We start from the raw sequence: 12,601 nt of genomic DNA on the forward strand, positions 1-12,601 counted from the left end.
AGCTCAAGCTCAAGCCGCGGAGGCGACGATTGAATGTGCGGTATCTCGGGTATCATCGGCCGGCTTGACGAAAACAACCGGGCCGCGCTCGCTCGGATGAGCAAGGCCATGATCCATCGCGGGCCGGACGGCCATGGCTCGTGGGCTTCAACGCCGGATGCCCGCGGCTGGGGTGTCATGCTTGATCACCGCCGTCTCTCGATCCTTGATCTGTCGTCCGCCGGCGCTCAACCGATGGTGGATGATACAACCGGGCACGTGATTTCGTTCAACGGCGAAATCTACAACTATGTCGCCCTGCGCAAACGCCTCGAGAGCGAAGGACAATCTTTTCGGTCTAGCGGCGACACCGCCGTCATGCTGCGGGCACTCGGGCTGCATGGCCTGGAGGCAGTCGGATGGCTACGCGGCATGTTCGCATTCGCAAGCTGGGATCCGCAACAGCGGCGACTTCTGCTTGCGCGCGACCAGCTCGGCATCAAGCCGCTCTATATCGCACAGTCCAGCAATCCGAACACCACGTGGTCGCTGATATTTGCATCCGAACTACGTGCATTGCTGGCCTCAGGCTTGCTCGGAACGCCGCGCCTTGATCCGCAGGCGGTTGCGAGCAACGTATGGAACGGGTTTGTGGTCGGCCCTTGCACCTCGGTCCAGGGTGTTGAACTTCTTGCGCCGGGTCACTACGCCGAGTTTGACGGGGCAGGCCGTAAAATAAGCGAGCACGATTTCTGGCGCATTCCCGGAGAGTCGCCAAAGCCGACAATGGACGAAGCGACGCTTGCCTCGATCCTCGACGAAGGGATGAAGCTTCACCTCGCCAGTGATGTGCCGCTCGCGGTTTTCCTGTCGGGCGGCATCGATTCCTCCGCGATGGCAAATCTCGCGCAACTGACCGCTGACGCCCCGGTTCATACTTTCACGCTCGCGTTCGAGGACCAGCAGTTCAACGAAGCGCCGTTCGCAAGGCGGACCGCTGCGGCAATCGGCACTCAGCATCATGAGGTAGTGTTGTCCGAGCAGCGGTTCGTCGACAGTCTGGACGACGCCCTCGATAGTCTCGACCAGCCAACCTTCGATGGACTGAACGCCTATTTCATCTCCCGGGCTATTCGCGAAGCAGGCTTTACCGTCGCGCTGTCGGGAACCGGGGGCGACGAGCTGTTCGGCGGGTATCCGACGTATCGCGATCTTCCGATCTTGCAGCAGTGGTGTCATCGGGGCCGCGCCTTTCCCAGAAAATGGCAAGCCAAGGCTGCAGCCTTGCTGACATGGCCCTTGCGACGATCCTCGCATCCCGTAGCGCCTCAAACGCGCTGGGCGAAGCTTCCGGATATGGTCGATCGTGGCGAGGATCTGCTGGCGTTATACCAGATGGCCTACGCACTCTTCCTGCCTGGATTTCAGGGTGAATTGCTTGCACCGGATTTCGCGAGCGCGCTCGTGGACGGCCTTCCCGACGCGATGCGCCGGCGGCTGATGGCCGAAACGGCAGGCCGTACCCCTGTTTCCGCTATTAGCGTGATGGAACAACGTCTCTTTTTGGGTGAACGCCTCCTGCGCGATAATGATGCAGCAAGCATGGCCAGTTCGCTCGAGCAGCGCGTTCCGCTGGTCGACCACGTATTGTTTGAAAGCGTCGACGCCCTGTCGGACCAAGCGCGATATCAGCCCTTGGGGCGCAAAGATATGCTTCGGCGGATCGGATTGCGCGGTCTCGATCCTGCGCTCTTCGAGCGCCCAAAGACCGGCTTCGTCATGCCCTTTGACCGGTGGATTCGCCGCGGATTGAAGGACGCCATGGATCGGACCATGCGCGATCCGCAGGCGATCGCGCCTACGGGCCTGAATCCCGCCGCGGTCGAGCGACTTTGGCGAGCCTTTCTCGACGGAGCGCCCGGCATGTACTGGTCGCGGGTCTGGTCCATCTACACGTTTGTCCGTTGGTGCCATCGCAACGGCGTTTACGCATGATCAGCGAGTGCCTTCACCGGCTTTCCCGCCGTTCGCTCTGACCATTCGTCCAATCGATAACGTCGAACTCGAGCCCTCGCTTCAGCATCTCCGCCTCAAGATCGGTGGCATGCCGCTTCCATTCGGCCGTCGACCGGACTCGGAATTTGGGATCTTTGCCGCTTGCCTCGAATTCATCGTCGGCCTCGAGCGCGCCGCGGATAGCTTCATATATCATCCTCAGACTGGGATCGGTGATGGCGCCGCAGGCCATTGGTTTCAGTGTCTCGATCTCGTCGAAGTTTTTGCTCATGACTATGGTCGATCCTCATCCACGCGCGCTAGCGCGCCTTCGATGACCTCGATCTCCTCGCGAAGGATATCGCTCACAATCGACGGCTTGAACCCTGGAATGGTGTGCATCTGAACATCATCCAGCAATTGCTGACGATGGTGCCTCAGCTTTTCCAAGGCTTGGCGATCCTTCAATGAAACGTAGCCGGCAACGATCTGCTCGATGGCTTTCATCGGTAATGCGCTCTACAATAAGAATAACGTACTGCAATCTCTCGAATAAACTGGCCAAATCGCTTCCTGACAAGACCCCCGCCTTTGTGCTCGTGCGGTAGCGTTAACGCTCAGCCCGTAAAAACCCGGACCCTCCACGAAATGATTTCGCCGCCGTTTGTCGGGATCCGGCAAAGCGAAGACGTCAGTTCGATCGTCGTTGCCGAGTCACTTCCACGCAACGCGACGGGGAAGGTGCAGAAGAACCTGTTGTGCGACCGCTTCGCCGATATCTCCTCGGCGGAAGTTCAGCAGCGAATCTGAAACGGACTCCTGCGACCCGCGACATGATGCCCGTCGCGCGGTACTGCGGATCCTCGAAGATAGCAGCGATGCTGCGGGCGGCGTTCCGTTCACCGGCCGCGAGCGACGTGCGTGACGCCAGTCAGGAGTGGCGCATAACGACACCCGTCGGCGTGGCAAAGCCCTGGAGAGTCTTGATCCGCTTCTCGAGCCACCAGCCGAACTCCGGCGACCAATCTTCGAAACGGCTGTTGATGCCGAGATCGTGCGCCCAGTGGTGGGCGATGTTAGGATTGAACTGCGACTGCCGCCCGACGGCAATGAGGTCGGCCTGGCCTTTTTGAAGGATGGCCTCGGCCTGCTGCGCCTCGAGAATGATGCCGACGGCCATGGTGGTGACATCCGCCTCCTTGCGCACGCGCTCGGCGAAGGGAACCTGGAAGCCGAGGCTGCGCGGCACTTGCGCTGCCGTAGCCGCGCCGGAGATTCCGCCGGAGGAACAGTCGACGACGTCGACTCCGCGCGCCTTCAGCTCGTGCGCGAAGGCGACCGTATCATCCATGTTCCAGCCCTCGACAGTGCCGTCGACGGACGAGACGCGCACGAACAGCGGCATGTCCGCCGGCATTTCGCGGCGCACCGCCTCGACGATCTCGAGCGGCAGACGCATGCGGCCAGCGCGGTCGCCGCCGTACTCGTCATTGCGTGTGTTGGAGACCGGCGACAGGAACGAGGCCAGCAGATAGCCGTGCGCGGTGTGGATCTCGATGGTGTCGAACCCGGCGGCAACCGCTCGCCTTGCAGCGGCTGCCCAGGTACCGACCATGGCCTTGCACTCGGCAGTGGTCAATTGCCGTGGCGTCAGCCAGCCCTTGGCGACCGGCTCGGCGGTCGGGCCGACCGGCTGCCAGATCCTGGCGCCGGCTTTCAGATTCTCCTCGGTCAGCGGCCCCATGCCCTGCATGGCGGACTGTGCCGACGACTTGCGGCCGCCATGGCCGATCTGGATGCCGATCGCCGTCCCCTGACGCTTCATGAAGGCGACCAGCGGCTTGAAGCTCTCGGCCTGCTCGTCATTCCAGATGCCGAGATCGTTTTCGTTGGTGAGCCCGACTTCCTCCACCGCCGTCACTTCGACGAAGACGAGCCCGAATCCACCGAGCGCATAGCGACCAAGATGAACGAGATGAAACGCTCCGCAGGTATTTCCCGGTTCGCAGCTGTAATGGACCATCGGCGGCACGACGAGACGGTTCTTCAGCGTAAGGCCTCGAATCGTGAGTGGCTGGAACAGCATCGGCCGCTCGTCTTCTTTGCCGTTGATCATTTCACCACTCATGGAACTGTCTCCTTGCATGCTATGGCCGTCCGGTCGTGCCATGGACGGCAAGTCTTCAGGTACGTCTTGGGGGCCCCAGCGACGCGCGCGGGATGAACTCGTTGGGCACGAGCACGCGCCGCGGCTCGCGCGGACCGTCGTTTCGGATGCGATCGAGCAGCATGCCGGCCGCAATCCGGCCGACCTCCGCCTGATCCCAGCCGATGATGGCGACCGCCGGCGAGACGAGCTCGGCGAGCTCGGAATGGCCCGACGCGATCAGCGACACGTCCTCCGGTATCCGCAGGCCTCGCCCGCGCACCGCGCGCAGCACGCCAGACAGCATGTCGATGCCGCCGGAAATGATCGCGGTCGGAGGGTTGCGCTGGCCGAGCAATGCCGAGGTGATACGAAATCCCGCGCCGGGCAGGAAGCTCCCCGCGTGAACGAGCGAAGGATCAGGCTCGAGATTTCGCGCGGCAAAAGCCTCCTGATAGCCGCGAACGCGTTCGCGCGCCGGATAGAGCCCGGCGTCGCCGGTGATCAGCGCCACGCGCCGATGACCGAGATCCAGCAAATGACTGACCGCGACGCGCATCCCTTCAGCGTGATCGGCCATAACGGCATCAGTCCAATCCGGCTGATCACGATCGATCAGCACGATCGGAATATCGAGATCGCGCAGGAAGGCCTCGAACTCACCGGCGACCGGCGTGTACGGCCCCATCATCACGCCGTCGGCCTGCCGCCGCGACAGCCGGCTGAGCAGCTCCCGCTCACGCTCCTTGCGGCCTTCCGAGTTGGAGATGAGCAGCGAGAAGCCGACCTCGTCCAGCACGTCGTGCGCGGCTTTGACGAAACCCGCGAGTTGCGGAATGTTGATCTCACGCAAGATGCAGCCGATCGTGTGGGTCGACCGGATGCGCATGCTCTGCGCCACCGCGTTCGGCGTATAGCCCAGATCGTCGATTGCGCGCTGGACCTTCCGGCGGATGTCGGGATGGACGGTGGCATTGGCATTGAGCACCCGCGACACCGTGCCGGTCGAAACGCCCGCTGCGGTCGCCACGTCGCGGATCGTCAATTTGCTTCCGCGACCTGCCGTTTGCTGTTCTGCCATCACCATCACCGGGGCTGAGACCTCAATCCCCTGCACAATACGCGGAAGCCAATTCGGCCGCAGGTGCTATCAGCCGGCCGATGGCAAATGATTTGTGCATTTCTCCACCGTGATCCAAACGGCCTGGCCTCCCGTCCTTGTTCCGGAACGATCAGATGGCGTCGGCTTCGACGATATTGCGGCTCATACTTCGAACGCCCACTGCTCCGCCACCAGGCTGTATCGGCCTGCCTCGCGCCGCATATGTCCGAACCCGGGGAAATGCAGATGCATGCCGCCGACCAGCATGTCGTCAGTGACCACCATGTCGAACATCATCTGACGAGCGGCCGCGGCGGCCTCGGGGTCGGTGTCGAATTCCATCGTCACTTCCGGACGTGCAACCTGGATCTCCGGCACATGGACCGTGTCCCCCCAAACCACCATTGATTCGCCGCCGCACGATACGACATAGGCGGCGTGGCCGGGGGTATGACCGTGGATCGGGATCGCCGTGACGCCCGGGAGCACCTCGCCCTTCCGGAAAGTCTTGACGCGATCGGCAGCCATATAGGGCTTCAGCTGGGTGCGGCCGGCCTCGAAATAGCGGCGCCGGGGCCGCTCGGCCGCCTTGGCCATCGCCTCATCGTTGAACCAGTGATTGATCTCGTTCTCATGGACGATGACTTCCGCATTGGGAAACAGCCGCGTTCCGGTTGCGGCATCTGTCAGCCCGTTGGAATGGTCGGGATGAACATGGGTCAGCAGCACCGCGTCGACCGAGGCCGGATCGATGCCGGCGGCAGCGAGATTTGCCGGCAGGCGGCCGCAGGTCGGCCCCATCAGATCCGCTGATCCGCAGTCGATCAGGTAGGTCCGGTTGTCCATGCGCACGGCAAAGGCGTTGACCGAGATGCGCGGCGGCGAGGTGCGATGATCGCGCGCCAGAATGGCTTTGGTTTCCTCCTCGGGGATATTGCGAAAGATCGTGTATCCCATGTCGACGTAACCATCGCTGAGGCCTGTGACCAGCGCATCGCCAAGCTTGCGGTGATAGACTCCTGCGACTTGCGTTGAGGGTGAAGTGCTCATTGTGCGTCCCCTTGCCAAAATCTTGCAACGATCGCTGCATCGTCGCGCCTGTGGTGCCAGCTCCGGCCCACGCCAAGTTGTGCCTTCGACCAGAGCCTGATCTGCATCAGCGCGTAGGCCCAGGTGACGGCAAACACGTCCATCACGGGAGCGCCGGCGATGCGATGGACGCCGTGACGAACAAGGAGTTCCGCCAGCACACCTTCCGCCGGAATGATGACGTCAGCGCCGCGCGCCACCAGGCGCTCGGCCGCGGCCGTGAAATTTGCGATGACCGGAGCCGGGTCGGCGTAAGCACGCGCCAGCTGCGGCTCGTCGAGCGGCGGATCCATCGCCGCGACCTCCAGCACACGCGCGGCGAGCTTGTGCTTATCGACCGCAACCTTGGTCATCCACTGCACCGCCGGCGCATTGGAGATCAATGCCACATAGCTGCCGAGCGAGCAGCCGACCAGCAGGCCGCTCTCGGTCAGCGAGGCGACGGGAATATCCACCGCGGAGCGGATCTCGCGCAGAAACGGTTCGCTGAACGAACCGATCACGAAGGCATCATAACCCTGCCGCTCGGCTGCGATCGCATTGTCGATCACCCGGCTGAGAATGCGGTGATAGGCGAATGCATTGCCGAGCACCGCAGTGGCCGAAGCGCCGGCGTATGATCCGGACGGAAGCCCGTGGACGACGACCTCGGCGTCGTCGCCAAGAATTTCCGCCGCATGGGCCTCGAGCGCGCGCTTGTAGACTTCGAGATGATCGAGCTCGTTGACCGACTGGTGCCAGATGCGCGGCGTCGATCCCTTCCCAGCCATTGCCGCGCTCATGCGTCGCTCCGGTCGTTGGTCAGGCGCAGCGAACGGATCGACCTGAGGTCCTCGATATTCCAGAGCTGCTCGAACAGGGCGTCGGCCTCGCCTTGCTTGAACACCCGGGTCGCGCAGTCCATGAACTTATCCTGCAGTTCGTCGCGCGAAAGCGGGCGCTGCCAGCTGCCCTTGGCATGAACCACCGGCGCGTGCTCAAGCACTTCGCCCGATGTCAACACGACGCTGACGCAGTCGGCCGGCGCGAACGGCTGATCTCCCGGCATGATTTCATCGGTTGTCGTACAGTGGACCTTGGCGAAGGTAGCGCCGACGTCGGGCCGCGAGACGAACTCGTCGGTGAGCTCGGACAGCCCGACGCGGCCGGCGATCAGCGCGGCGGTCATCGCGAATTCCATGCTGAACTTGGCCTCGAGACCGGTCTGCGGATTGGTGTTGCGCAACATCAGCCTTTGGGTGACGCCGGTGTGGACCCGAATTTCCTTCACGTCGTCGGGTTTGAGCTTGTGCGCATTCACCAGGCCAATCATCGCGTCGATCGAACGATGGGTCGCATAGCAGGTCGGATAGCGCTTTACATTGATGCCGAGATCGGCAAGCCGCCAGTTGCGGCCGATATCGATCGTGCCGTTTTCGATATCCGGCGCGCCCGAGGGCGAATGGGCGCGCAGGAAGCCGGTTTGGTGCTCGAGCACGTCCAGCGATGCGGTAAATCCCTGATCGGCGAGACGCGCGGCAAGCACGCCAGATTGGGCGGTGCGACCGGCATGCAGCGATTTGGTCATGGTGCCGAAATTGGCGACCAGTCCGGAGGCGAGCGAAGCGGCGATCGCGATGGCATGCGCGGTCTTCGTGGAGTCGAGATTGCGCAGCCGCGCACAGGCGGCCGCGGTGGCAAGCGCACCCATCACGGCCGTCGGATGAAAGCCGCGCTCATGGAGGTGACCGGGCTCCAGCGCAATGACCTGCGCCCAAACTTCGTAGCCCGCGGCATAGGCGGCAAGCGCGTCGGCGCCGCCGGAGTCGAGCGACCAGCCTTCGGCCAGGATGGCCGGCACCAGCACGGTGCTCGGATGTCCGGCCAGCGCCACGTCGTCATAGTCGAGCACATGCGCCGCGACACCGTTGACGAGCGCGGCATCCGGCGCCGCGAGATTGCGACCCGACGGAACCTCGGGCGCGCCGTCGTTCTGGGTGGACGCGGCCACCATCGCCGACACGATCCGCACCGGCTGCTCGGCGGCGCCAGCGATCATGACGCCGACGCAGTCGATGATGCCGGTCCGCGCCGCCTCGCGGCAGCGGCCGGACAGATCGGACAGCTTGAGGCCGGCTACAAAATTCGCCGTCTGACGCGTGATATCCAGCATGGGTCGTCTCCTCAGTAGGAACGCGGAAGACCGAGCACGTGCTGCGCCACAAAGGCCAGCACCATGTTGGTCGAGATTGGGGCTGTCTGGTAAAGACGGACCTCACGCCATTTGCGCTCGACGTCGTATTCCTGCGCAAAGGCGAAGCCGCCATGGGTCTGGAATGTCGTATCGGCCGCCTTCCAGGTGGCCTCCGACGCCAGCAGCTTGGCGATGTTGGCGTCTGCTCCGCAGGGCTGCCCAGCCTGGAACAGCGCGGCGGCACGGCGGCACATCATGTCGGCGGCTTCGAGTTCGGCGTAGGCACGCGCCAGTGGAAACTGGATACCCTGATTCTGGCCGATCGATCGCCCGAAGACGCGCCGCTCATTGGCATAGGCGACACCCTTGCCGAGAAGCCAGCGCCCGTCGCCGACGCATTCGGAGGCGACCAGGATCCGCTCGGCGTTCATGCCGTCGAGGATGTAGCGAAAGCCCTTGCCTTCCTCCCCGATGAGATTGGCGGCGGGCACTTTCAGGTTCTCGATGAACACCTCTGTCGTGTTGTGATTGACCATCGCCTTGATCGGACGGATTTCGACGCCGTTGCCCTTGGCCTCACGCAAGTCGACGAGGAACACCGAAAGTCCGTCGGTGCGCCGCTTCACCTGATCGACCGGACTGGTGCGCGCCAGCAGCAGCATCAGGTCGGAGTGCAGCGCCCGCGACGTCCAGACCTTCTGGCCGTTGACGACATAGACGTCCCCCTGACGCTCGGCGCGGGTCTTGAGCTGGGTAGTGTCGGAGCCGGTATTGGGCTCGGTCACGCCAAAGGCCTGCAGCCGCAGCCGGCCCGCCGCGATCTCCGGCAGGTAGGTCCGCTTCTGGGTCTCGTTGCCGTGACGGAGCAATGTACCCATGATGTACATCTGGGCGTGCGCGGGACTGGCGCTGCAGCCGTTCGCATTGATCTCTTCGAGGATCACCGCGGCCGCACGCAGCGGCAGGCCCGAACCGCCATATTCCTCCGGAATCAGCGCGCCGAGGAATCCCGCTTCCGTCAACGCCGCGACGAATTCGGTCGGATAGGCGCTTTGATCGTCGAGCTTGCGCCAGTATTCGCCCGGAAAGCCCTTGCAGATCTGCCGCACCGTGTTGCGCAGGTCGGAGAAATCTTCGCCCAACGCGACGGTGACCTCCATGTCGGCGGTTTGGGCGGCGTCGTGATAGTTCATGTCATATCCTTTCAGGCGGCGGCGCTGGCCGACACGCGGAACGTTTTGGGCAGGCCGGCGCGGGCGATCGCGCCGGAGAACCGTTCGCCGGGCAGCCAGCTCTCGACCTCGCGTCGCAAGGCAACCAGCCGCTCGACATCGGCGCCGGTATCGAAACCAAGTTGTTCGAGCAGGAAAACGGTATCCTCGGTGTCGATGTTGCCGGTGGCGCCGGGTGCGAACGGGCAGCCGCCGAGCCCGGCGAGGGATGCATCGAACGCGCGTACACCCGCATCCAGCGCCGCCGTCACATTGGCGAGACCGAGACCGCGCGTGTCGTGGAAGTGGCAGGCGACCGGCAGTGGACGCACCGCTGCGATCACCGCGCCCATCAGGCGGCGAACCTGACCCGGATCGCCATAGCCGACTGTATCGGCGACGATGATCTCGTCGGCGCCCATCCCGGCGAGCCGCACCGCGATCTCGACCACTCGTGCCTCCGATACCGCCCCCGAGATGGTGCAGCCGAACGCGGTCGCGATGCCCGCACCAAGTCCGATTCGTGCCCCGGGGCGCTGATCGCGCGCCGCAGCGATGCGCGCGAAGTCCTGCAGCGACTCCTCGGTGCTGCGGCGAACATTGGCCTGGTTGTGCTCCTCGCTCGCCGACAGCACGTAGTTGACGATTGGCACACCGAGCGCGAAGGCGCGCTCGGCCCCCTTCAGATTCGGAACCAGTACCGACGGCCGCAAGCCCGGCATCGCCAGCGCACCGCGGGCCACCTCCTCCGCGTCGGCAAATTGCGGGATCACCTTGGCCGGCACGAATGAGGTCACCTCGATCTCGCGGATTCCGGCCTCCACCGCGCCACGGCACCAGGCCAGCTTGCGCGCGCTCGGCAAGATGGTTTTGACCATCTGAATGCCGTCGCGGGGTCCGACCTCGCGAACATGAGCTTTCTCACGCATTTCGCGCTTCCTCCTACTTGCCCTGAAAGTTGGGTTTGCGGCGCTCGTTGAACGCCAGCACGCCTTCGCGCCGGTCCGCCGTCGGGACCAGACGGTTGTAGGCCTCGATCTCGAAGGCGAGGCCATCGGCGAGCGACATCTGCAAACCGCGATGGATCGCCTGCTTGGCCTGGCGCACCGAGATCGGGCCATTGGCAGCGATGCGATGGGCGATGGCGAAGGTCGCCTCCAGCAATTCCCCTGGCGGCAGCACCCGATTGACCAGCCCCCACCGCTCGGCCTCGGCGGCCGAGAACGGCTGCCCGGACAGGATCAATTCCTTGGCGCGGCGCTCGCCGACGGCGCGCGGCAGATTCTGCGTGCCGCCGCCACCTGGCATGATGCCGAGCGTCACTTCGGTCAGCGCGAAGCGTGCATTGGTCGAGGCGTAGACGAAGTCGAGCGCCGCCGCGATCTCGCAGCCGCCGCCATAGGCCGCACCATTGATCGCGCCGATCACGGGAATCGGACAGCCCAGCAGAGCGCGCAGCATGCGCTCGAAGACCAGATGCTGTGCCTGCCAGGCCTCGTCCGTCATGCCGTTGCGCTGCTTCAGATCGCCCCCGGCGCAGAACGCCTTGTCGCCGTGTCCGGTCAGGATCACCGTGCGCAACCCCTCGATGTCGGTCGAGAAGCCCTCGAACAGTTCCACCAGATCGAGGCCCATCTGGGTGTTCATCGCATTGGACGCTTCCGGCCGGTGCAACGTGACCAGCAGGATATCGCCATCACGCCGTTCGACCTTGATGGTCTGGAAATCAGTTCGCATTGATGGCTCCCTTGCTCGCAGGCTTTCGAAGAATGGCATTGTGCTGGCCGAGCGCCGGCGCAGCGGTGCGTGCGCGCGGTCGCGTACCGTCGAAGGCAAGCGGAACGCCGACAAGATCGATATCGTCGCCGGCACATCGCACCATCATGTCGAGCGCGCGGGTTTGCGGATGCTCCGCAACCTGATCGGTGGTCAGCAGCGGTGCATTGGGAACCCCGGCCCCGTCGAGAATGCCGCCAAGCGCATCGGCCGTATACTTACGCACCGCGGCCGCGATTTGCGGGATCAGTCGTTCGCGGTTGACGACCCTTGCCGCGTTGGTCGCGAAGTCAGGATCATGCGCAAGCGCTTCGAGATTCAACGCCACGCACAGCTTGCGGAACAGATTGTCGTTGCCGGCGGCAATCATCAGCCATCCGTCGGACGCCTCAAATGCCTGATAGGGCGCGATTTCCGCGGTGCCCGATCCATAGGGCTTGCGCACCTCACCTGACGCCGCATAGCCGGCCAGCGGAACGGTCATCCACGCGAGCCCGGTCTCGTAAAGCGAGGTCGCAATGCTGCGACCCTGACCGCCCTTGTTGCGCGCCACCAACGCAGCGAGCATGCCGATCACTGCCCACATGCCGGACCCCATGTCGACCAGCGAGACGCCGACACGCACCGGCGGCCGTCCGCCCTCGCCGGTGACGCTCATGATGCCGGTGCTGGCCTGGGCGAGCGGATCGTAGCCGGGCTTGCTGGCGAGCGGCCCCTTGGCGCCGAACGCGCCGATGTCGCACCAGATCAGCGATGGCTTCGCGGAGCTGAGCGCATCCGCGGTGAGACCAAACTTGTCCAGAATGCCGGGCCGCAGATTCTGGATGACGCCATCGGCCTCGTTCAGGATCAGCGACTTCAGCCTCTCGCAATCCTCCGCTGCGCCGAAATCGACGGTGATGCCTTCCTTGCCGCGATTGAGACTATGGAACACACTTGCCGTCCCGTTCCAGAACGGCGGCCCCCAGCCACGCGCATAATCGCCGCTCTTGGGATTTTCGACCTTGACCACACGAGCGCCGAGATCGGCCAGAATCAGTCCGGCATAGGGGGCGGCCACGCTGTGTCCGAGTTCAACCACGGTGATACCAGCGAGCGGCTTGTCAACGTCCATCAAATCCTCCCGGCCG

The 12,601-nt window shown here is 63.9% G+C and carries 13 protein-coding genes; 2 read left to right on the top strand and 11 right to left on the bottom strand.

What is annotated here, in order from left to right:
- Positions 1-33: 33 nt before the first annotated feature.
- Entirely contained in the window at positions 34-1,974 is a 1,941-nt protein-coding gene (gene asnB, locus ACVWY5_RS31275) for an asparagine synthase (glutamine-hydrolyzing) (RefSeq protein WP_028333408.1), read from the top strand.
- Positions 1,975-1,987: 13 nt separating this feature from the next.
- On the opposite strand, the gene ACVWY5_RS31280 is transcribed toward asnB, so the two are convergent.
- Complete coding sequence (locus ACVWY5_RS31280) at positions 1,988-2,266, bottom strand: hypothetical protein (RefSeq protein ID WP_038377337.1); 279 nt, start codon at positions 2,264-2,266, stop codon at positions 1,988-1,990.
- A gap of 2 nt (positions 2,267-2,268) precedes the next feature.
- Complete coding sequence (locus tag ACVWY5_RS31285) at positions 2,269-2,481, bottom strand: hypothetical protein (RefSeq protein WP_028333410.1); 213 nt, start codon at positions 2,479-2,481, stop codon at positions 2,269-2,271.
- A gap of 141 nt (positions 2,482-2,622) precedes the next feature.
- On the opposite strand from ACVWY5_RS31285, the gene ACVWY5_RS31290 reads away from it, so the two are divergent.
- Positions 2,623-2,784: a hypothetical protein gene (locus tag ACVWY5_RS31290; RefSeq protein WP_321176700.1), complete on the top strand. Its 162-nt coding sequence runs from the start codon at positions 2,623-2,625 to the stop codon at positions 2,782-2,784.
- Between the two features lie 121 nt (positions 2,785-2,905).
- On the opposite strand, the gene ACVWY5_RS31295 is transcribed toward ACVWY5_RS31290, so the two are convergent.
- From ACVWY5_RS31295 to ACVWY5_RS31335, 9 genes are all read right to left on the bottom strand, one after another.
- Positions 2,906-4,102: an NADH:flavin oxidoreductase/NADH oxidase gene (locus tag ACVWY5_RS31295; protein WP_321176699.1), complete on the bottom strand. Its 1,197-nt coding sequence runs from the start codon at positions 4,100-4,102 to the stop codon at positions 2,906-2,908.
- A gap of 55 nt (positions 4,103-4,157) precedes the next feature.
- Entirely contained in the window at positions 4,158-5,165 is a 1,008-nt protein-coding gene (locus tag ACVWY5_RS31300) for a LacI family DNA-binding transcriptional regulator (protein WP_244978375.1), read from the bottom strand.
- 219 nt (positions 5,166-5,384) lie between these two features.
- Positions 5,385-6,272 (bottom strand): MBL fold metallo-hydrolase, encoded by an 888-nt coding sequence (locus ACVWY5_RS31305; RefSeq protein ID WP_028333413.1) that lies wholly within the window; start codon positions 6,270-6,272, stop codon positions 5,385-5,387.
- Positions 6,269-7,093 (bottom strand): aspartate/glutamate racemase family protein, encoded by an 825-nt coding sequence (locus ACVWY5_RS31310; RefSeq protein ID WP_028333414.1) that lies wholly within the window; start codon positions 7,091-7,093, stop codon positions 6,269-6,271. The genes ACVWY5_RS31305 and ACVWY5_RS31310 overlap by 4 nt, the downstream gene beginning before the upstream one ends.
- On the bottom strand, positions 7,090-8,463 hold the full coding sequence (locus tag ACVWY5_RS31315) for an MmgE/PrpD family protein (protein ID WP_028333415.1): 1,374 nt from the start codon (positions 8,461-8,463) through the stop codon (positions 7,090-7,092). The genes ACVWY5_RS31310 and ACVWY5_RS31315 overlap by 4 nt, the downstream gene beginning before the upstream one ends.
- 11 nt (positions 8,464-8,474) lie before the next feature.
- Positions 8,475-9,677, bottom strand: coding sequence for an acyl-CoA dehydrogenase family protein (locus tag ACVWY5_RS31320; protein ID WP_051376082.1), 1,203 nt, complete (start codon positions 9,675-9,677; stop codon positions 8,475-8,477).
- Between the two features lie 11 nt (positions 9,678-9,688).
- The gene (locus tag ACVWY5_RS31325; protein ID WP_016844203.1) at positions 9,689-10,624 is read right to left on the bottom strand and encodes a hydroxymethylglutaryl-CoA lyase; all 936 of its coding nucleotides are present in this window, start codon (positions 10,622-10,624) and stop codon (positions 9,689-9,691) included.
- 13 nt (positions 10,625-10,637) lie between these two features.
- Positions 10,638-11,432 carry an enoyl-CoA hydratase-related protein gene (locus tag ACVWY5_RS31330; protein ID WP_028333417.1) on the bottom strand — a complete coding sequence of 265 codons (795 nt, stop codon included), beginning with the start codon at positions 11,430-11,432 and terminating at the stop codon, positions 10,638-10,640.
- Positions 11,422-12,585, bottom strand: a complete 1,164-nt coding sequence (locus ACVWY5_RS31335; RefSeq protein WP_028333418.1) for a CoA transferase — start codon at positions 12,583-12,585, stop codon at positions 11,422-11,424. The genes ACVWY5_RS31330 and ACVWY5_RS31335 overlap by 11 nt, the downstream gene beginning before the upstream one ends.
- Between the last annotated feature and the right edge of the window lie 16 nt (positions 12,586-12,601).

The organism is Bradyrhizobium sp. USDA 3256 (assembly GCF_054058275.1).

Excerpts from the sequence above, each read along its gene's own strand:
- asnB (WP_028333408.1), top strand. The coding sequence starts at position 34 with ATGTGCGGTATCTCGGGTATCATCGGCCGGCTTGACGAAAACAACCGG.
- ACVWY5_RS31280 (WP_038377337.1), bottom strand. The coding sequence starts at position 2,266 with ATGAGCAAAAACTTCGACGAGATCGAGACACTGAAACCAATGGCCTGC.
- ACVWY5_RS31285 (WP_028333410.1), bottom strand. The coding sequence starts at position 2,481 with ATGAAAGCCATCGAGCAGATCGTTGCCGGCTACGTTTCATTGAAGGAT.
- ACVWY5_RS31290 (WP_321176700.1), top strand. The coding sequence starts at position 2,623 with ATGATTTCGCCGCCGTTTGTCGGGATCCGGCAAAGCGAAGACGTCAGT.
- ACVWY5_RS31295 (WP_321176699.1), bottom strand. The coding sequence starts at position 4,102 with ATGAGTGGTGAAATGATCAACGGCAAAGAAGACGAGCGGCCGATGCTG.
- ACVWY5_RS31305 (WP_028333413.1), bottom strand. The coding sequence starts at position 6,272 with ATGAGCACTTCACCCTCAACGCAAGTCGCAGGAGTCTATCACCGCAAG.
- ACVWY5_RS31310 (WP_028333414.1), bottom strand. The coding sequence starts at position 7,093 with ATGAGCGCGGCAATGGCTGGGAAGGGATCGACGCCGCGCATCTGGCAC.
- ACVWY5_RS31315 (WP_028333415.1), bottom strand. The coding sequence starts at position 8,463 with ATGCTGGATATCACGCGTCAGACGGCGAATTTTGTAGCCGGCCTCAAG.
- ACVWY5_RS31320 (WP_051376082.1), bottom strand. The coding sequence starts at position 9,677 with ATGAACTATCACGACGCCGCCCAAACCGCCGACATGGAGGTCACCGTC.
- ACVWY5_RS31325 (WP_016844203.1), bottom strand. The coding sequence starts at position 10,624 with ATGCGTGAGAAAGCTCATGTTCGCGAGGTCGGACCCCGCGACGGCATT.
- ACVWY5_RS31330 (WP_028333417.1), bottom strand. The coding sequence starts at position 11,432 with ATGCGAACTGATTTCCAGACCATCAAGGTCGAACGGCGTGATGGCGAT.
- ACVWY5_RS31335 (WP_028333418.1), bottom strand. The coding sequence starts at position 12,585 with ATGGACGTTGACAAGCCGCTCGCTGGTATCACCGTGGTTGAACTCGGA.